This is a genomic window from Pseudomonas sp. NPDC086581, from assembly GCF_044746165.1.
Classification (GTDB): domain Bacteria; phylum Pseudomonadota; class Gammaproteobacteria; order Pseudomonadales; family Pseudomonadaceae; genus Pseudomonas.
Genome location: NZ_JBIVBR010000016.1, coordinates 80,960 through 99,969, shown reverse-complemented (window position 1 = coordinate 99,969; position 19,010 = coordinate 80,960). Strand labels below are relative to the sequence as shown.

Below are 19,010 nucleotides of genomic sequence, written 5' to 3'. Positions count from 1 at the left end.
CCCGCTCCCGGATTCAGCGAGTGGCACCCGGCTCTTAGGGAAATGTGCAGGGTGGAGATGCACAACTGTCGGATTGCGTTGCGTTCATGCCTTGAACGCATGCCTTGAACGTAGACGCACTTATCGTCCGCATCTGACAGCTAATTCCTCCTCCTGATGAGTGCTTGTTCTTACTCGACAAGCAGGAAACGTAGTCGCGGCACAGCAGATTTATCCTGCTGCCGCTGGACACTGGAATGGTCCGCCGTTCCTGAGTACGTGCCTTAGCACCGACCGTGAGAGTCGTGTGTGCCGATCGCCGTTTCCGGTGGCCCCGGAAACCATTGGTACTACATGAAAAGAATGCTGATCAACGCAACTCAACCCGAAGAGTTGCGTGTAGCGCTGGTAGACGGCCAACGCCTGTTCGACCTGGACATCGAGTCCGGCGCGCGCGAACAGAAAAAGGCCAACATCTACAAAGGCCGCATCACCCGCATCGAGCCGAGCCTCGAGGCCGCATTCGTCGACTTCGGCGCCGAACGCCACGGCTTCCTCCCCCTCAAGGAAATCTCCCGCGAGTACTTCAAGAAGAATCCTGAAGGCCGCATCAACATCAAGGACGTCCTGAGCGAAGGCCAGGAAGTCATCGTCCAGGTCGAGAAAGAAGAACGTGGCAACAAGGGCGCCGCCCTGACCACCTTCATCAGCCTCGCCGGCCGTTACCTGGTGCTCATGCCCAACAACCCGCGTGCCGGTGGCATCTCCCGCCGCATCGAGGGTGAAGAGCGCAACGAACTGCGTGAAGCCCTGAACGGCCTGACCGTTCCCGGTGACATGGGCCTGATCGTCCGCACCGCGGGCCTGGGCCGCAGCTCCGAAGAGCTGCAATGGGACCTGGACTACCTGCTGCAACTCTGGGGCGCCATCAAGGAAGCCTCCGGCGAGCGCAGCGGCCCCTTCCTGATCTACCAGGAAAGCAACGTCATCATCCGCGCCATCCGCGACTACCTGCGCCAGGACATCGGCGAAGTGCTGATCGACAGCATCGACGCCCAGGAAGAAGCTCTGAACTTCATCCAGCAGGTCATGCCGCAGTACGCGAGCAAGGTGAAGCTGTACCAGGACAGCGTTCCGCTGTTCAACCGCTTCCAGATCGAGAGCCAGATTGAAACCGCCTTCCAGCGCGAAGTGAAGCTGCCGTCGGGCGGCTCCATCGTCATCGACCCGACCGAAGCCCTGGTGTCCATCGACATCAACTCGGCGCGAGCCACCAAGGGCGGCGACATCGAAGAAACCGCCCTGCAGACCAACCTGGAAGCGGCCGAGGAAATCGCCCGCCAGCTGCGTCTGCGTGATATCGGCGGCCTGATCGTCATCGACTTCATCGACATGACCCCGGCGAAGAACCAGCGCGCTGTGGAAGAACGCGTCCGCGAAGCCCTGGAAGCCGACCGCGCCCGCGTACAGGTTGGCCGCATCTCGCGCTTCGGTCTGCTGGAAATGTCCCGCCAGCGCCTGCGTCCGTCCCTGGGCGAGACCAGCGGCATCGTCTGCCCGCGCTGCAACGGCCAAGGCATCATCCGTGACGTCGAATCCCTGTCGCTGGCCATCCTGCGCCTGATCGAGGAAGAAGCCCTGAAGGACCGCACCGCCGAAGTTCGTGCGCGCGTGCCGTTCCAGGTTGCCGCCTTCCTCCTCAACGAGAAGCGCAACGCCATCACCAAGATCGAACTGCGCACCCGCGCGCGCATCTTCATCCTGCCGGACGACCACCTGGAAACCCCGCACTTCGAAGTCCAGCGCCTGCGTGACGACAACCCCGAATTGCTGTCCGGCCACGCCAGCTACGAGATGGCCCCGGAAGAGCACGAGGAAGTCCAGCCGGTCAGCGCCACTCGCACCCTGGTTCGCCAGGAAGCCGCGGTGAAGACCGTTTCCCCGCAAACCCCTGCCCCGCAGCAGACTGCCGCCGCAGCACCGGCCGCCGTCGAAGCTACCAAGCCCATGCCTGAGCCGAGCCTGTTCCAGGGGCTGGTGAAGTCGCTGGTAGGCCTGTTCGCCGGCAGCAAGCCGGAGCCGACCCCGGTTGCCGCCGAGAAGCCCGCCACCGAGCGCAGCGAAGGTCAGGGCGAGCGTCGCAATGGCCGTCAGCAGAACCGTCGCCGTGACGGTCGCGATGGCGGTCGTCGTGATGACGAGCGTAAAGAACGTGGTCGCCGCGACGAGCGCGGTGAGCGCACTGAGCGCGCGGCTCGCGAAGAGCGTCAGCCGCGTGAAGAGCGCGCCGAGCGTCAGCCCCGCGAAGAACGCCAGCCGCGCGAAGAGCGTGCCGAGCGTCAACCTCGCGAGGAACGCCAGCCGCGTGAAGAGCGCGCCGAACGTCAACCGCGTGAAGAGCGTCAGCCGCGTGAAGAGCGCGCCGAGCGCCAGCCGCGCGAGGAGCGTCAGCCCCGCGAAGAGCGTGGCGAGCGCACCGAGCGTCAACCGCGTGAAGAACGCCAGCCGCGCGAAGAGCGTCAACCTCGCAGTGAGCGCGCCGAGCGCCAGCCCCGCGAAGAGCGTCAGCCGCGCGAAGAGCGTCAGCCGCGCGAAGACCGTCCGGCTCGCGATGCCGCCGCCCTGGAAGCCGAAGAGCTGCCGAACGAAGAGCTGCTGGATCAACAGGACGACGAAGGTTCGGACGACGAGCGTCCGCGTCGCCGCTCCCGTGGCCAGCGTCGCCGCAGCAACCGCCGCGAGCGCCAGCGTGAGGCCGGTGTGGATGGTGTTGAAGGCGCCGAAGGTGAAGTGAGTGCCGAAGGCACTGCCGAACAGGCTGCTTCCGACACCCCGTCGCCTGCCGCCATGGTCGCTGCCGCCGCTACCGCTGTAGCCGTTGCTGAAGCCGCCGCCGAGCAGGAGCAGCCCGCTGCCCAGGCTCAGGTCGAGGCCCAGCCGCTGGAGTCCGGCGTGGTTGAAGCCGTACGCACCGAAAGCGCCCTCGAGCAGACCATCGAGTTCCTGGCCAAGCCCGCCGAGCAGGCTGCCGAGCCGGTAGGTGCTGCCAGCGAGATCGTTGAAGTGGCTGCCGCCGAGCCGGTGGTTGCGGAAGAAGCGTCGGCTCCGGCTGCTGAAACCGTGATCGAAGCCGTCGCCCAGCTGGTCGAAGAGCCTCAGGTGGAAGCTCCGGTGGTTGCCGAGGAAGCTCCGGCTGCCACTGCAACTGCTGCCGAAGAAGCTCCGGCCGTTCCGGCCAACGCCACCGGCCGCGCCTCCAACGACCCGCGCGAGCGTCGTCGCCAGGAACGTGCTGCCCGCGAAGCTGCTGCAGCAGCAGCCGCTGCTCCGCAGGTAGAGCAGGCTCCGGCCGTCGAAGCCGTGGTTGAAGAAGCCGCTGCCGTGGAAGCCGAAGTCGTGGTCGAGCCAGCTGCTGAAGTCACTGTCGAGGCCGTCGAAGCCGAAGTCGTGAACGAAGCCGTTGAAGCCACCGAGCAACCGGCTGCCGAACAGGCTGAAGGCGACAAAGCCGAGAAGACCGAGGAAGAACAAGGCACCGTGGTGGAAAAACACCACAGCTGATAGCTTCCTGATCTGAAAAAGGGGATGCATCTGCATCCCCTTTTTTATTGTCTGCGCTTTGCGGCGTGCGTATTACTAAAGCTCCAGCCCGAGGAATCAGGCACAAAAAAGGGGATACCAACGGCATCCCCTTCTTCATGTCCGAAGCACCTCAGTAGAGATTCGGCTCCATCTCCAACTCCACGCCGAAGCGCTGCTGGATATCGTCATGGATACGCCGAGCCAGTGCATGCAGCTGCATCCCGGTGGCGCCGCCGTAGTTCACCAGTACCAACGCCTGCTGGGCATGGACACCCACCGGACCCTCGCGGAAGCCTTTCCAGCCAGCCTTATCGATCAGCCAGCCGGCGGCCAGCTTCATCTGCCCATCGCCCTGCGGATAGGCCACCAGGTCGCTGTACTGCTGGCGCAGCGCATCGGCCAGAGTCACGGAGACCACCGGGTTCTTGAAGAAGCTGCCGGCATTGCCCAGCACCGCCGGGTCCGGGAGCTTCTCACGGCGAATTGCACAGATCGCCCGCGAAACATCGGCCGGTGTCGGCGCAGTGACGCCCTCCTCTGCCAGACGCTGGCGCACTGGACCGTAGTCCAGATGCAGTTTCGCGATGTGGCTCAGCGCGAAGCGCACCCGCAGGATCAGCCAACGGCCCGGCTCACGCTTGAACCGACTTTCGCGGTAGGCAAAGGCGCAGTCTTCCAGGCCGAACTCGCGCAGATCGCCGCTCTCGCGATCCAGCGCGGTCAGGCCGGCGAACACGTCCTTGATCTCGACGCCATAGGCGCCGATGTTCTGCATCGGAGCTGCGCCGACGGTGCCGGGAATCAGGCTGAGGTTCTCTAGCCCGCCGAAACCCTGGGCGAGGGTCCAGCGCACGAAGTCATCCCATACCTCGCCAGCCTCCGCCTCGACTACCACGCGCTCGCCGTCGTCACTGACGACACGCACGCCACGGGAAGCCATGCGCAGCACCAGCGCCTCGACGTCACGGGTCAGCAACAGGTTGCTGCCGCCACCGATCACCATCAGCGGCAGGCCCTTTGCTGCGGCGGCGGCGATACCGGCGCGCACCTCAGCATCGTCGTGGGCCTGGGCGAACCAGCGCGCCGCGACTTCGACACCGAAGGTGTTGTAGGGCTTGAGGGAAACGCGTTCTTGCAGTTGCAGCGTCACAGGCGCCCCTTCACTTCCGTCAGCAGGCCGTCGCAGGCCCTTTCCACCAGGTCCAGCACCTGCTCGAAACCGTCTTCGCCGCCGTAATACGGGTCGGGGACTTCGTCGACTTCCAGCTCGTAGCGGCGCAGGAACAGGTCCAGCTCCGCCTTGCCGCTGCTACCGCGAAGATGCTTGAGGTCGCGCAGGTTGGCGTTGTCCATCGCCAGGACCAGATCGTAGCGGGAGAAGTCGGCGACGCTGACCTGTCGCGCCCGCAGGCCCGACAGGTCATAGCCACGGCGCAGCGCGGCAGCGCGGGTCCGCGCGTCCGGCGCCTTGCCGACGTGCCAGTCGCCGGTGCCAGCCGAATCGATCTCGATGCGATTCTCCAGGCTCGCTTCGCGGACCTTGTGGCGGAATACGCCTTCGGCGGTGGGCGAGCGGCAGATGTTGCCCAGGCAGACGAACAGAACCTTCATCAGCCCCCCAGGATGCGCCGGACGCGCTCCAGGTCTTCCGGGGTATCGACGCCGGCTTGCGGCGCTTCCAAGGCGTCAGCCACGTGGATGCGCACGCCATGCCAGAGCGCACGCAGCTGCTCCAGGCACTCGGTGTCTTCCAGCCAGCACGGGCCCCAGGCCACGAAATCGCGCAGGAAGCGCGCACGGTAGGCGTAGATGCCGATGTGGCGGCGGTAAGGCACGTTGGCCGGCAAGCTTTCGCGATCCACCGCGAAGGCGTCGCGCGCCCAGGGCAGCGTGGCGCGGCTGAAGGTCAGGGCCAGGCCGTTCTTGTCGCTGACCACCTTAACGATGTTCGGGTTGAACAGCGCGGCGGAGTCATGGATTTCCTCGCACAGGGTAGCGATACCCGCTTCCGGGTGCGCTGCGAGGTTGGCGGCCACCTGGTCGATGATCGACGGCGGCACCAGCGGCTCGTCGCCCTGCACGTTGACCACGATGGCATCGTCGGCCAGGCCCAGGGCGTCGGCAACTTCCGCCAGGCGGTCGGTGCCGGAGTTGTGGTCGGCGCGGGTCAGCACCACCTGGGCGCCGAAGCCCTGGCAGGCATCGAAGATGCGCGCATCGTCGGTGGCGACCACCACCTGGGTGGCCGAGCTTTTGCCGGCCTGCGCCCAGACGTGCTGGATCATCGGCTTTCCGGCGATGTCCTGCAGCGGCTTGCCGGGCAGGCGGGTGGAGGCGAAGCGGGCGGGAATGACGACGGTGTAGGCCTGGGTCATGGCGTTACTTGTCCAGACGCTCATCGACGTTCAGGGTACGCGCCTCGCCTTCGAGCATCACCGGGATGCCGTCGCGCACCGGGTAGGCCAGGCCGTCGGTCTTGCAGATCAGCTCGGACTTATCATCGGTGAGCTTGAGCGGGCCCTTGCACAGCGGACAGGCGAGGATATCGAGGAGTTTCGGGTCCATGGTGCGTTCCTTGAGCTTGAACAGCGAACAATTTGAATGCGGACGGCACCGGGTTGCGACGGCGGATCAGCGGACGAGCAGGCGCTCGAGCTGAACGTCGAACCAGGCGACGAAGGCCGGCGACGGCTGCGCTTCGACGGCGAGGTACCACCAGTCGGGCGCGGCGAAGGACCGGCATTTCACCGCGTCCTTCTCGGTCATGACCAGCGGCAGTTCCGGCGTGAAGCGCAGCTGCTCGGCGGTGTAGGCCGCATGGTCGGGGAAGGGATGCGGAATCGGCCGCCAGTTTAGCGCCTCGAGCGTTGCGAAGAAACGCTGCGGGTTGCCGATCCCGGCCAGTGCATGCAGCGACTGACCACTGGGGAAGTGCTCGACGCCACGCCGCTCACCGCTGGCCAGGTTGACCAGGGCAGACGGTCGCAGGACGAAGGAGAAGGCGTCGAACGGATCGGACGGCGCGCCGTTGTGCAGCACGGCGTCGACTTCGGCCAGTCGCTCGGCGGGTTCGCGCAACGGCCCGGCGGGCAGGCAGCGGCCGTTGCCCAGGCCACGGGCGGCGTCGATCAGCACCAGTTCCAGGTCGCGGGCCAGCCGGTAATGTTGCAGGCCGTCATCACAGAGGATCAGGTCCAGTGGCTCTTCGGCCAGCAGCGCGCGCACGGCACTGGAGCGGTCCGGGTCGATCATCAGCGGCACGCCACTGCGGCGCACGATCATCAGCGGCTCGTCGCCCGCCTGGGCCGCCGATTGCTCGGCGCGCACGCGCCAGGGCGTCTGTGGCGGCTTGGCGCCGTAGCCACGACTGACCACGCCGACCTTCAGCCCACGGGCGCGGCAATGTTCGATCAGCCAGAGGATCATCGGCGTCTTGCCGGTGCCGCCGACGGTGATGTTGCCCACCACGACGATGGGTACCGGCGCGCGGTAGGCCGGCTTGGCGCCGGAGAGGAAGTCCTGCCGGCGGCCTTGGGCGACGCGCCGGTAGAGCAGTTCGAGCGGCCTCAGCAGGGCAAGGGCCGGGTGGCCCTTGTACCAGGCATCGAGCAGGCGGTCGGAGAACGCCATCAGGGACTCTTCTTGTCCGCCTGCGCCTCGATGGTGGTGATGCGCAGGTGGGTGAAGCCCAGCTTGCCGGCGGCATCCATCGCGGTGACCACGGACTGGTAGTTCACCTTGCCATCGGCGGTGATCACCACCGGCAGGCTGTTGTCGCCGGCGGATTCGCGCTGCATGGCGTTCATCAGGTTTTCCAGATCGTCACGCGCCAGGCTCTGGCCATTGAGCGCGTAGTGGCCTTCGACACTGATGGAGATTTCGATCTGCTTGATCTCGGTGGCTGCCGGCGGCGTGCCGCTGACCGCTTCGGGCAGTTCGACCTTGAGCTGCGACGGCTTGGTGAACGAAGTGGCGACCACGAAGAACAGCAGCAGCACGAAGATCACGTCGATCAGCGACGCCAGGTTGATGAAGACGTCCTCGCGGGCCGCTCCGCCCGCTCTGCGGCGGAATTTCACGCTTTGCCTTCCTCGACGAAATCGACTTCGCGATCGCCCTGGGTCACTTCCACCAGCTTGATGGCTTCCTGCTCCATGGCGATGACCAGTTCATCGACGCGGCGCAGCAGGTAACGGTGGAAGAACACCGACGGAATCGCCACGATCAGGCCGGCCGCCGTGGTAATCAGCGCCTTGGAGATACCGCCGGCGAGCATGGGCGCATTGGCCATGCCGTCGCCCATGAAGGCGCTGAAGATCTGGATCATGCCGAACACGGTACCCAGCAAGCCAAGTAGCGGCGCCATGGCAGCGATGGTTCCCAGGGCGTTGAGGTAGCGCTCCAGCTCGTGGATGACGCGGGAGGCGGCTTCCTCGATGCACTCCTTCATGATCTCGCGACCGTGCTTGGAGTTGGCCAGGCCAGCCGCGAGGATTTCACCCAGCGGGGAAGACGCGCGCAGGTCCTTCAGGGCCTGGCTGTTCATCTTCTTGTCCTTGATCTGCTTCCACACCTGGCCGAGCAGCTGCGGCGGGGCCACACGGCTCAAGCGCAGGGTCCAGAGACGTTCGGCGACGATCGCCATGGCAGCGACGGAGCTCAGCAAGATCGGCAGCATCATCCAGCCGCCAGCTTTGACCAGTTCCCACACAGTGGTGAATCCCCTGAAAAAAAGTGGCGCCACTCTAGCACAGGGGCCGTGGCGAGCCGACCGCCCGAGGCTCAATTTTCCTGCCAGAAATGTGCGCCTTCCCGCACTCCCCGGACCTCGCCATGGGCACCGAGCGTCAGGGTCAGTGCGCCCTGCTCCGCCGTATCCTGAATCCTGATGCCCAGCGCGCGGAAGCGCTCGACGACCGACGGGTGCGGATGGCCGTAGGGATTGTTTGCGCCACGGGAGATGATCGCCGTCGTTGGCCTGATCGCCCGCAGGAAGGCCGGTCCGGAGGAACTGCGGCTGCCGTGATGGCCGGCCAGCAGCCAGTCGATACGCTCCCCCGGATGCGCGGCCAGCCACGCCAGTTCGGCGGGTCGTGGCAGGTCGCCGGTCAGCAGGATGCGTTCGCCGTTGGCTTCGACTTCCAGCGCGCAGGAACGGTCGTTGCTTTCCCCGGCGCCCGCCCAGGCCCAGCTGGAGAAGCGAACGCCATCGACCTGCCACTCTTCGATTCGACAGGGACGCGCCTGCAGTTCCTGCGGCAGGCGATCGGGCTCGCCGCTGATGACCTGAGCCGGCCGCAGCGAGCGCTTTACCGCTGCGGCGCCGCCGGCATGGTCGTTGTCCGCGTGACTGAGCATCAGCCTATCCAGCCGCCCGATACCCAGGCTACGCAGCGTCGGTACGACCACACGCTCACCGATGTCGAATTCGCCGTTGCGCGCCCCGGTGTCGTAGAGCCAGACCTGGCTGCGCGTGCGGATCAGCACTGAAAGCCCCTGCCCCACGTCCAGCACGCGGATCTCGGCCGTGCCCGGTGCGGGCAACGGGACGGTCGGCCAGAAGACCGGCAGGAACATTGCCAGCCCCAGCGCACGCAATGGCACGCCGGCCGGCGCAAGCAGCAGGAGCGCCCCCAGCATCGCCAGCGCCACGGCCAAGACGGGGGCGGCTACCGGCTGCCAGGCGGGCGCCAGCTCGGCCATCCAGCCCAGCAGGCGGAACAGCAACTCCAGCAGTCCGCCCGACACCCAGAGCAGCCCCTCGCCCAGCCATGGCACGCCAAGCGCCAGGCTCCCCAGCAGCGCCATCGGCACGACGACCAACTCGACCCAGGGCACGGCGATCAGGTTGGCGACCACGCCAGACACACTCAGCGGCAAACCCAGTGCGATGGACGCCGGCAGCAGCCCCACCGCCATCAGCCATTGCGCGCGCAGCCAGGTGCGCAAGGCGGTCCAGCGTCCCAGCCGTCCCGAAAAACCGTAGATCAGCAGCGCCACCGCCGCATAGGACAGCCAGAAGCCCGGCGACAGCACCACCAGCGGCTCGACCAGCAGCACCGCCAGCAAGGCGCCGAGCAAGGGCGTCCACAGGCCCCGATGGCGATAGCACAGACGCCACAACAGGACGATGGAGACCATGACGCAGGCGCGCTGCAACGGCACCTCGAATCCCGCCATCAGGCTGTAGGCCCAGGCGCCGCTTGCGGCCAGCAGGCAGGCGGAGGGCAACCACGGGACTCGCGCCGGCCAACAACCGAAGCGCGCCAGGCCAGCGACCAGTGCATAGAGCAGGCCGGCCAGCAGCGAGATGTGCGAGCCGGAGATCACCATCAGGTGCAGGGTTCCGGTGTCCTGCAGGACTTGCCAGTCCGCCGTGGTCAGCCCGGACGCATCGCCCAGCACCAGCGCGGCGAGCGCCCCGGAGCGCCCATGGGCATCCGCCGCCAGCAGTCGTTGCCGCCAGGCTTCGCGCCAAGCGCGCGGGCCGCCGGAAGCTTCCAGGCGCTGCCCGTCCTTCACGCTGCCGGTAGCGCCGATGCGCTGGGCGGTAAGCCAGGCTTCGTAATCGAACCCCGCGCCATTGGCCATGCCGTGGGGACGCTTGAGTTTCACGGCGAGCCGCCAGCGCTCGCCGCCCTCCACCGGCGGCCCGCCGAACCAGGACAGACGCAGCGTGGCAGGGACCTTCGCGCGAGGGCTGGAGACCTCGGCGAGCTGGAAACGAACCGATGGCCCGGAGCGATCCGGCAGGCCCTCTACCCTGCCCTCCAGCCATAGCGTACGGCCGTCCAGCTCCAGCGCCAGACGATCATCCAGCGCCCACTGCGCCGACTGGCAGGCCCAGGCGAAACCGAGCAGGAACAGGCCGACGAAATAGCCGCGAGTGAACAACAACGGCAGCGCGACCAGCGCGAGAAGCAGCAGAACCCAGCCGGATGGCAGCGCCGGCATCCAGCGCAGCGCCAGCAACCCCAGGGCCAGCGCGAACATCCCTGTACGAGGCAACGGAGCGACTCCCTGACCCCGGCGCAACCGCCGATCCGATTGGTCTGCGGCGGTTACACACGGACATAGTTGGCAACGAATGACTGTCACCTAGCTAGGCATAATGAACCGTCGTCCGTCTGCCAGAGATTTCCTCCATGCCGCGCCGAATCTTCAAGCGCTACATGCCCGATCCGGAGAGCATCAGGAACCACAAGGGCCTGCGCTTTCTCGGACCGCTGATCCAGTCGCCCAACCTCTGGCACCTGAATCGCCGCTCCGTGTCCCGTGCCATGGGCATGGGGCTGTTCGCCGCGTTCATCCCGATCCCGCTGCAGATGCTGCTGGCCGCCTCGCTGGCGGTGTGGGTGCGGGCCAACCTGCCGATCTCGGTGGGGCTGGTCTGGCTGACCAACCCGATCACCATGCCGCCGGTGTTCTACTGCACCTACAAGATGGGCGCCTGGGTGATGGGCATCCCGGCACGCGCCCTGCCCGACCACCTGACCTGGGAATGGATCAGCGGCGAGCTGTCGATGCTCTGGCAGCCGTTCCTGCTGGGCTCGGTGATCTGCGGCATCCTGGTGGGCATCCTCGGCTACCTGCTCACCGAGGGTTACTGGCGCTGGTGGATCGGCCGCAGCTGGCGGCGTCGTCGGGCGCTGCGCAACCTGCAGAACGGCCTGTAGACGCAATCGCCGCCTCGGCAATTACGTTTTTTCGTAGAAACGAGCTTGCTCCTACAGGTACAAAAAATCCGCCCCGAAGGGCGGCTTTTTCATGGGCCGGTGATCACTCGTACCGCAGCGATTCCGCCGGCTGGGTCGAGGCCGCGCGCCAGGCCGGGTAGAGCGTGGCGAGGAAGCTCATCGACAGCGCCGCGACGCAGATCAGCACGATGTCGCTGATCTGCGGGTCGGACGGCAGGTAGTTGATGAAATAGATGTCCGAGTTGAACACGTGGGTGCCGGCGACGCGCTCCAGGGTCGAGACGATCGCGGTGACGTTGTACGCCGCCAGCACGCCCAGCACGCAGCCGATGACGGTGCCGATCAGGCCGATCACCGTGCCCTGCACCATGAAGATCGCCATGATCTGCTTCGGCGTGGCGCCCAGGGTGCGCAGGATGGCGATGTCCGCGCGCTTGTCGGCCACCACCATGATAAGGGTGGCGATGATGTTGAAGGCGGCGACCGCGACGATCAGCAACAGCAGCAGGCCGATCATGGTCTTTTCCATCTTCATCGCGCTGAACAGGCTGCCCTGGGTGTGGGTCCAGTCCACCGAGCGATAGCCGTCGCCCAATTGCCTGGCGATAGCCGCACCGACTTCCGGCGCCTGGAACAGGTCCTTCAGGGCAATGCGCACGCTCTGCACCTGGCCGGGCTGCCAGCGCATCAGGCTGGCGGCGTCGTCCACATGGATCAGCGCCAGGGTGCTGTCCAGTTCGGCGCCGACCTTGAAGATGCCGACCACATTGAGGCGCTGCATGCGGGGGGTGATGCCGCCGGGCGCGGTGCTCGGCTCGGGGACGATCAGCAGCAGGCTGTCGCCGACATTGACGTGGAAGCGCCGCGCAGTGATCTCGCCGATGACCACGCCGAACTCGGTGGCCTTGAGATCGTCGAGACTGCCGCGGACCATGTGCTGGCCGATGATCGACACCTGGGTTTCCAGCGCCGGATCGACGCCATCGACCTCGATGGGTTGCATCATGCCCTTGTAGGAGAGCATGCCGTCGACTTCGGTGTAGGGCACCGCGCCGACGATCTTCGGGTTCTGCTTGGCTACCTCGGCCACGCGCTGCCAGTCGTCCAGCGGGCCGCTGGCCTGCTGCAGCACGGCATGCGGGACCATGCCGAGGATGCGCGAGCGCATTTCCTTCTGGAAGCCGTTCATCACCGAAAGCACCACGATCATGGCCAGCACGCCCAGCGCAAGGCCGATCATCGAGGTCAGGGAGATGAACGAGATGTAGTGGTTGCGTCGCTTGGCACGGGTGTAGCGGGTGCCGATGAAGACGGACAGGGGTCTGAACATTCCGTTATCCCTCAGGCGGCAACCAGCCGGCCCTCCTCCAGGCGCAGCACACGATCCATCTGCTGGGCGAGGTGAGTGTCGTGGGTCACCACCAGGAAGGCAGTGCGAAGGGACTGCGACAGTTCCAGCATCAGCTCCTGGATACCGTGGGCGGTGTGCTGGTCGAGGTTGCCGGTGGGCTCATCGAGGAGTACCAGCTTCGGCGTGTTGACCAGAGCACGGGCGATGGCCACGCGCTGGCGCTCACCGCCGGACAGCTCCGACGGCTTGTGGCTCAGGCGATGGCCCAGACCCACGCGCTCCAGCAGCGCAGTGGCACGCTGGCGCGCCTCCGGGATCGGCGTCTTGCCGATCAGCAGCGGCATGCAGACGTTCTCCAGGGCAGTGAACTCAGGCAGCAGGTGGTGGAACTGGTAGACGAAGCCCAGCGCGCGGTTGCGCAGCAGGCCGCGCTGCTTCTCGTTGAGCGCCGACAGCTGTTCGCCGGCCAGCCAGACGCTGCCGGTGCTGGGCGTATCGAGGCCGCCAAGCATGTTCAGCAGGGTGCTCTTGCCCGAGCCGGAGCTGCCGACGATGGCCACGCGTTCGCCCGGCAGCAGTTCCAACTGCACGCCGGAAAGCACCTCGACCGACTGCGGGCCTTCCTCGTAGCGTTTGCCGAGGTCGCGGCAGCTCAGGACGGCCTGGTCGTTGGGGGTCGGCTTACTCATAACGCAGGGCCTCCGCGGGCTGGGTGCGGGCCGCACGCCAGGCCGGATACAAGGTGGCGAAGAAACTAAGGATCAGCGCGGCGCTGCACACCAGGATCACGTCCTCGCTCATCAGTTGCGAGGGCAGGTAATCGATGAAGTAGACGTCCGCGTTGAGGAATTTGTGGCCCAGCAGGCGCTCCAGCAGGGCGATGGCAGAGCTGACGTTGAGCGCCGCGAGGATGCCCAGCACACCGCCAATGAAGGTTCCGATGACGCCGATCACCGTGCCCTGGACCATGAAGGTCGCCATGATCTGCCCGGGCGTGGCGCCCAGGGTGCGCAGGATGGCGATGTCGGCCTTCTTGTCGGTGACGACCATGACCAGGGTGGAAATGATGTTGAACGCGGCGACCGCGACGATCAGCAGCAGCAACAGGCCGATCATGGATTTCTCCATGCGGATCGCCTGGTACAGGTTGCCGTGGCTGCGGGTCCAGTCGCGGGCGAAGTAATCGTTGCCCTTCAAGGTGCGGGCGATTTCCCAGGCGGTGCGCGGTGCCTGGAACAGGTCGTCGAGCTTCAGGCGCAGGCCTTCGACCTGGCCTTCCTTGAGGCGGCGCATGCGCGCGGCGTCGTCGATGTGGACCATGGCGACGTAGCCGTCCAGTTCACCGGCGCCGACATGGAAGGTGCCGACCACGGTGAAGCGCTTCATGCGCGGGAACATGCCGGCCGGGGTGACCGAGACTTCCGGGGCGATGAAGGTGACCTTGTCGCCCAGCTTCACGCCGAGGTTCTTCGCCGCCTTGTCGCCGATGATGATGCCGAACTCGCCGGGCTTGAGGCTCGTGAGCGAACCTTCCTGGAAGAACTGGTCGATGATCGAGACCTTGCTCTCCTCGTTCGGGTCCACGGCGTTGATCAGTACCTTCTGTACCGTGCCGCCGGCGCTGAGCAGGCCCTGCATCTGGATGAAGGGCGCGACTTCCAGCACGTTGGGGTGCTGGGTCTTGATCTGCGTGGCGATGCCCTGCCAATCGGAGATCGGCTGGTAGGACTCCACCGTGGCGTGGGGCACCATGCCCAGCACGCGGGTGCGCATCTCGTGGTCAAAGCCGTTCATCACCGAGAGCACCACGATCATCACCACCACACCCAGCGCGAGGCCGATCATGGAGGTGAGCGAGATGAAGGAAACGAAATGGCTGCGGCGTTTGGCGCGTGTGTAGCGCGTTCCGATGTAGACGGAAAGGGGTCTGAACATGTGGGGCCGAATGAGAAGGTGAAGAGTGCGTCGGGCGTCAGTTCCATCTGGCGTGCGACTTCCGTGTGGCGAGGCCAGGCAGGCGGCTTTACACTCAGACCATCACTGCTGCCGTGGGTTCGCCATGTCCACTCCAGACGCGGATGACCGCCGCGAATACTATCGTATTGAAGACACGCTCGCATTGGAATTTCGCCCGCTGCGCGAGGACGAAATCCAGTCGCAAGAAGTGCTTCAGGATGATTCCGCGCTGTTCAATCTGCTCAGCGACCTGCACCTGACCGACTTCGAGTCGCAGCACCTGCTGCGCCATATCAACGAGCGCGACCGCCCGCTGGCCAGCTACCTGAAGGTGATGAACAAGCGCATCGACCTGATCGCCCAGGCCCTGACCCAGAGCCTGCTCAGCGAGATCGGCCCGGCGCGCAAGGTCACGCTGTCCGAAGGCGGCATCAATTTCCGTGACGCCCAGCCGCTGCCGGTCGGCCAGGACCTGGCGCTGAAGATCATCCTGCTCCCCCACGGCCTGGGCCTGCTGCTGCGCGCCAAGGTCACCCATTGCCAGCAGCAGCCCGAGGGCGACTACGAGATCGGCACCGAATTCGAGATGCTCGGCGACGCCCAGCGCCAGTTGCTGGCTCGCCACATTCTCCAGCGCCAGGCACTGGAACGCCGGCAGGCCAAGGCCCGCGAAGAATGAACCCAGGGAAATCCATGCGCCATCTGCTGCTCCTGTTGAGCCTTGTCACCCCGCTGCCACTGCTGGCGGATACCATCGAGATACCCGTGGGCAGCCAGGGCGACCCGCACATCGTGCTGCCAGCCCGTGGCGAGAGCCAGAAGGCCGTGCTGGAGCGCTTCGGCCTGCCGGACGAAGAGCACCCGGCGGTGGGCAAGCCGCCCATCTCGCGCTGGGACTACCGCGAATTCAGCGTCTATTTCGAGAGTGGCGTGGTGGTCGATGCCGTCCGCCAGCACCGTTCGCAATACCTCAAGGACCTTTCACCGACTCCCAAGGAGCCCCAGTGACTCTGATCTATGGCCATCGCGGCGCCAAAGGCGAAGCACCGGAAAACACCCTGAACAGCTTCCAGCGCTGCCTGGAACATGGCGTGAAGCGCTGCGAACTGGACCTGCACCTGTCCCGCGACGGCGAGCTGATGGTGATCCACGACCCGACGCTCAAGCGCACCACCGGCCGCCGCGGCAAGGTCTCCGAGCAACTGGCGGAGGATCTGGTGACCATGGACGCCCGCGACGGCGGCCCAGGCTGGGTACGCCCCTGCCCCATCCCGCGCCTGGCGGAGTTGTTCGAGCGCTGCGAGTTCGAGCACTGGCAGCTGGAGGTGAAAAGCGCGTCGAAGGATCGCGCCAGCCGCACGGTGCAGGCGATTCACCAACTGGTGGGCCGTTTCGGCCTGCGCGACCGCATCACCGTGACCTCGAGTTCGCGCACGGTACTGCGCGCACTGGAGGAACTGGCGCCGGAGCTGTCACGCGGGCTGGTGGCCGAATATGCCTGGCTCGACCCGCTGAAGGTCGCCGCGCACTACGGCTGTGATCTGCTGGCGCTGAACTGGATGCTGTGCACCCCGGAGCGCTTGCTGAAAGCGCAGAAGCAGGGGCTGCATGTGTCGGTGTGGACGGTCAACGAACCGGCGCTGATGCGCCGGCTCGCTGATTTTGGCGTGGATAGCCTGATCACAGACTTTCCCGGTTTGGCCACTGCCACGATCGGGAATCGCTGAGCAGGTTCTCCCCGACCGGCTCAGGCCGCCGGTCGGGGTATTTCAAAAAATCCGGTTCAGGCCGTCGAACGCCGCTACGCGGTAGGCTTCGGCCATGGTCGGATAGTTGAAGGTGGTGTTGACGAAGTACTTCAGGGTGTTCAGTTCGCCCGGCTGGTTCATGATCGCCTGGCCGATGTGGACGATCTCCGAGGCCTGGTCACCGAAGCAGTGCACGCCGAGGATTTCCAGGGTGTCGCGGTGGAACAGGATCTTCAGCATGCCCACCGGCTCGTTGGAGATCTGCGCGCGGGCCATGCCCTTGAAGAAGGCCTTGCCCACCTCATAGGGAATCTTCGCCACGGTCAGTTCCTGCTCGTTCTTGCCGATCGAGCTGATCTCCGGAATGGTGTAGATGCCGGTCGGCACGTCGTTCACGAAGCGCCAGCCATCGTGCTCGACGATGTTGCCGGCAGCGGAACGACCCTGGTCGTAGGCGGCGCTGGCCAGGCTCGGCCAGCCGATCACGTCACCGGCGGCATAGATGTTCGATACCGAGGTGCGGTAGTTCTCATCGGTCTCGATCTGGCCGCGGCTGTTGACCTTGATGCCGATGTTCTCGAGGCCCAGGCGATCAGTGTTGCCGGTGCGGCCGTTGCACCACAGCAGGGCGTCGGCCTTGATCTTCTTGCCCGACTTCAGGTGCAGGATCACCCCGTTGTCCAGGCCTTCCACGCGCTCGTAATCCTCGTTGTGACGGATCAGCACGTTGTTGTTGCGCAGGTGGTAGCTCAGCGCATCGGAGATTTCGTCGTCGAGGAAGCTGAGCAACTGGTCACGGGTGTCGATCAGGTCCACCAGTACACCCAGGCCGCTGAAGATCGAGGCGTACTCGCAGCCGATCACGCCGGCTCCGTAGATGATCAGACGGCGCGGGGTGTGGCTCAGGGACAGGATGGTGTCGCTGTCGTAGACGCGTGGGTGGTTGAAGTTGATATCCGACGGGCGATACGGGCGCGAGCCGGTGGCGATGACGAACTGGTCGGCCACCAGGCGCTCCACGGCGCCGCTGGGGGTCACGACTTCAACGGTACGCTCGTCGACGAAACTGGCGGTGCCGTTGAACATGTCGATGCGGTTGCGCGCGTAGTAGCCGGTGCGCGAGGAGACCTGCTTGGAGATCACCCGCTCGGCGCTTTTCAGTACGTCCGGGAAGGAGAACCAGCGCGGCTCGCCGATCTGGCGGAACATCGGGTTGGTGTTGAACTCGATGATCTGCTTCACCGAGTGACGCAGCGCCTTGGACGGGATGGTGCCCAGGTGCGTGCAGTTGCCGCCGACCACGCGACGGCTGTCCACCACCGCCAGCTTGCGCCCGTACTTGGAGGCGTTCATCGCCGCCCCCTCGCCTGCCGGGCCCGTGCCGAGAATCACCACGTCGTAGTTGTAGACAGCCATGCGTACTCCTTCAGAACAGGCCGGGACGCCCGCGTGGCGCTCCCGGCGAAGCCCCGGCACCACATGCGCCGAGGCGGATCGAAATCATTGGCGCAGCTTAGCCCTGCGGCAAAAGGCTGCACATTAGCGGTTGGTCGGCAGGTAGGCGAATTTTGCCGCCACTACATGCCTTGAACAGCCTGCGGGCCGCCATCATGCCCGCCGAAGCTTTCATTCAGGCGACGGAAACAGCGCTTCGAAGCGCGTCGTCGCGCGGGTCACGAAGCCGTCGCCCTGGCGCACGATGAAGAAGGCCGCCAGCCCGTTGCGCTCGGCAAAGGTATAGCCCTCCTCCGGCCCCAGCACCATCAGCAGGGTCGACAGGCCATCGGCGCGCAGGGCCTGGGCTTCCGCCACGGTGACCGCCGCCAGCGCATGGCGGACCGGCGCGCCGGTCCGCGGATCGAAGGTGTGCGAGTAGCGCTGCCCACCCTCCTCGAAATAGTTGCGGTAGTCGCCGGAGGTGGACAAGCCGATGCCGTCCAGCGCCACCGAACGCTCCACCTGCCGCTCGCGCTCGCCGCTGGGCACTTCCAGGGCGATGCGCCACGGCGTGCCATCGGGCTTGTGACCCACGGCCTTGAGCTCGCCGGTGATCTCCACCAGGTAATCCGTCAGGCCCAACTCGGCAAGGCGGGCACTCACCTGGTCCACGGCATAGCCGGCGACGATGCTGTCGAAGTCCAGCTGCGCGTCGACGTCCTTGCACAGCTGATCGCCGTTCAGACGCAGATGCTGATGGCCGACGCGGGCGCGTTCATGCTCCAGCGCGGAGGCGTCGGGCACCTTCTCGCTGCGCGACTGCGGGCCGAAGCCCCAGAGGTTCATCAGCGGCTCGACGGTGAGATCGAAGGCGCCACCGCTCTGTTGCGAAAGCTGTTCGCCGTAGCCCCAGAGCGTCAGCATGTCCGCCGGCAAGGCCACGCAGGCGCCGGCGGGCAAGGCGTTGAAACGGGACACCACGGAGTCGTCGCGGTAGGTGGAGAACTGCTCGTCCAGGCTCGACAGGATCGCGTCGACCTCGGCCTTGAGCTTGGCTGAGTCCGGCGACTTGCCGGTCGGCACGTACTGCACCGTATAGCTGCTGCCCATGGTCGGCCCGCCGAAGCGCTCGACGGATTTCCCGCAGCCGCTCAGGGCTGCCAGAACCAGCACGATCAACAGGCTTGCACGGGACAAGGTTATCTCCATCAGCCGCCAGGTGCGCGGCGCCGGGCATTCTACCGCAAGCAGCCGGCGCCA

Annotated in this window: 18 protein-coding genes; 5 read left to right on the top strand and 13 right to left on the bottom strand. The window is 65.8% G+C overall.

The window, feature by feature from the left end; genetic code table 11:
* Window positions 1–333: 333 nt before the first annotated feature.
* Entirely contained in the window at window positions 334–3,540 is a 3,207-nt protein-coding gene (gene rne, locus ACIPK7_RS26615; RefSeq protein ID WP_401091221.1) for a ribonuclease E, read from the top strand.
* A 151-nt stretch (window positions 3,541–3,691) separates the two neighbouring features.
* On the opposite strand, the gene murB is transcribed toward rne, so the two are convergent.
* From murB to ACIPK7_RS26575, 8 genes are all read right to left on the bottom strand, one after another.
* Window positions 3,692–4,711, bottom strand: a complete 1,020-nt coding sequence (gene murB / locus ACIPK7_RS26610; protein WP_401091219.1) for a UDP-N-acetylmuramate dehydrogenase — start codon at window positions 4,709–4,711, stop codon at window positions 3,692–3,694.
* Window positions 4,708–5,172, bottom strand: coding sequence for a low molecular weight protein-tyrosine-phosphatase (locus ACIPK7_RS26605; protein WP_192430137.1), 465 nt, complete (start codon window positions 5,170–5,172; stop codon window positions 4,708–4,710). Before ACIPK7_RS26605 ends, murB begins: the two co-directional genes overlap by 4 nt.
* Window positions 5,172–5,936 (bottom strand): 3-deoxy-manno-octulosonate cytidylyltransferase, encoded by a 765-nt coding sequence (gene kdsB / locus ACIPK7_RS26600; RefSeq protein ID WP_401091254.1) that lies wholly within the window; start codon window positions 5,934–5,936, stop codon window positions 5,172–5,174. The genes ACIPK7_RS26605 and kdsB overlap by 1 nt, the downstream gene beginning before the upstream one ends.
* Before the next feature lie 4 nt (window positions 5,937–5,940).
* Window positions 5,941–6,126 (bottom strand): Trm112 family protein, encoded by a 186-nt coding sequence (locus ACIPK7_RS26595; protein ID WP_081519465.1) that lies wholly within the window; start codon window positions 6,124–6,126, stop codon window positions 5,941–5,943.
* Window positions 6,127–6,192: 66 nt separating this feature from the next.
* On the bottom strand, window positions 6,193–7,191 hold the full coding sequence (gene lpxK / locus ACIPK7_RS26590; RefSeq protein WP_401091217.1) for a tetraacyldisaccharide 4'-kinase: 999 nt from the start codon (window positions 7,189–7,191) through the stop codon (window positions 6,193–6,195).
* The gene (locus tag ACIPK7_RS26585; RefSeq protein ID WP_401091215.1) at window positions 7,191–7,640 is read right to left on the bottom strand and encodes an ExbD/TolR family protein; all 450 of its coding nucleotides are present in this window, start codon (window positions 7,638–7,640) and stop codon (window positions 7,191–7,193) included. Before ACIPK7_RS26585 ends, lpxK begins: the two co-directional genes overlap by 1 nt.
* Window positions 7,637–8,272: a MotA/TolQ/ExbB proton channel family protein gene (locus ACIPK7_RS26580; protein WP_259756132.1), complete on the bottom strand. Its 636-nt coding sequence runs from the start codon at window positions 8,270–8,272 to the stop codon at window positions 7,637–7,639. Before ACIPK7_RS26580 ends, ACIPK7_RS26585 begins: the two co-directional genes overlap by 4 nt.
* Before the next feature lie 71 nt (window positions 8,273–8,343).
* Window positions 8,344–10,554, bottom strand: coding sequence for a DNA internalization-related competence protein ComEC/Rec2 (locus tag ACIPK7_RS26575; protein WP_401091252.1), 2,211 nt, complete (start codon window positions 10,552–10,554; stop codon window positions 8,344–8,346).
* A gap of 152 nt (window positions 10,555–10,706) precedes the next feature.
* On the opposite strand from ACIPK7_RS26575, the gene ACIPK7_RS26570 reads away from it, so the two are divergent.
* Window positions 10,707–11,237 (top strand): DUF2062 domain-containing protein, encoded by a 531-nt coding sequence (locus ACIPK7_RS26570; RefSeq protein WP_192290733.1) that lies wholly within the window; start codon window positions 10,707–10,709, stop codon window positions 11,235–11,237.
* Between the two features lie 103 nt (window positions 11,238–11,340).
* Here ACIPK7_RS26570 and ACIPK7_RS26565 read toward each other — a convergent pair whose 3' ends face one another.
* From ACIPK7_RS26565 to ACIPK7_RS26555, 3 genes are read right to left on the bottom strand one after another with little or no spacing between them, the layout of a single operon-like run.
* Window positions 11,341–12,588, bottom strand: coding sequence for a lipoprotein-releasing ABC transporter permease subunit (locus ACIPK7_RS26565; protein ID WP_401091212.1), 1,248 nt, complete (start codon window positions 12,586–12,588; stop codon window positions 11,341–11,343).
* Window positions 12,589–12,599: 11 nt separating this feature from the next.
* A complete protein-coding gene (gene lolD / locus ACIPK7_RS26560) occupies window positions 12,600–13,298 on the bottom strand; it encodes a lipoprotein-releasing ABC transporter ATP-binding protein LolD (RefSeq protein ID WP_017519266.1) in 699 nt (232 codons plus the stop codon).
* Window positions 13,291–14,544: a lipoprotein-releasing ABC transporter permease subunit gene (locus ACIPK7_RS26555; RefSeq protein WP_138214930.1), complete on the bottom strand. Its 1,254-nt coding sequence runs from the start codon at window positions 14,542–14,544 to the stop codon at window positions 13,291–13,293. Before ACIPK7_RS26555 ends, lolD begins: the two co-directional genes overlap by 8 nt.
* Before the next feature lie 124 nt (window positions 14,545–14,668).
* Here ACIPK7_RS26555 and ACIPK7_RS26550 point away from each other — a divergent pair, with 124 nt between their 5' ends.
* From ACIPK7_RS26550 to ACIPK7_RS26540, 3 genes are read left to right on the top strand one after another with little or no spacing between them, the layout of a single operon-like run.
* Window positions 14,669–15,244 (top strand): PilZ domain-containing protein, encoded by a 576-nt coding sequence (locus ACIPK7_RS26550; RefSeq protein ID WP_192430143.1) that lies wholly within the window; start codon window positions 14,669–14,671, stop codon window positions 15,242–15,244.
* Window positions 15,245–15,258: 14 nt separating this feature from the next.
* Entirely contained in the window at window positions 15,259–15,573 is a 315-nt protein-coding gene (locus tag ACIPK7_RS26545; RefSeq protein WP_138214932.1) for a phosphodiesterase, read from the top strand.
* The gene (locus tag ACIPK7_RS26540; protein ID WP_401091209.1) at window positions 15,570–16,292 is read left to right on the top strand and encodes a glycerophosphodiester phosphodiesterase; all 723 of its coding nucleotides are present in this window, start codon (window positions 15,570–15,572) and stop codon (window positions 16,290–16,292) included. Before ACIPK7_RS26545 ends, ACIPK7_RS26540 begins: the two co-directional genes overlap by 4 nt.
* Before the next feature lie 42 nt (window positions 16,293–16,334).
* On the opposite strand, the gene sthA is transcribed toward ACIPK7_RS26540, so the two are convergent.
* Entirely contained in the window at window positions 16,335–17,729 is a 1,395-nt protein-coding gene (gene sthA, locus ACIPK7_RS26535) for a Si-specific NAD(P)(+) transhydrogenase (protein ID WP_017519271.1), read from the bottom strand.
* A 210-nt stretch (window positions 17,730–17,939) separates the two neighbouring features.
* Window positions 17,940–18,959: an FAD:protein FMN transferase gene (locus tag ACIPK7_RS26530; protein ID WP_401091207.1), complete on the bottom strand. Its 1,020-nt coding sequence runs from the start codon at window positions 18,957–18,959 to the stop codon at window positions 17,940–17,942.
* Window positions 18,960–19,010: the final 51 nt, after the last annotated feature.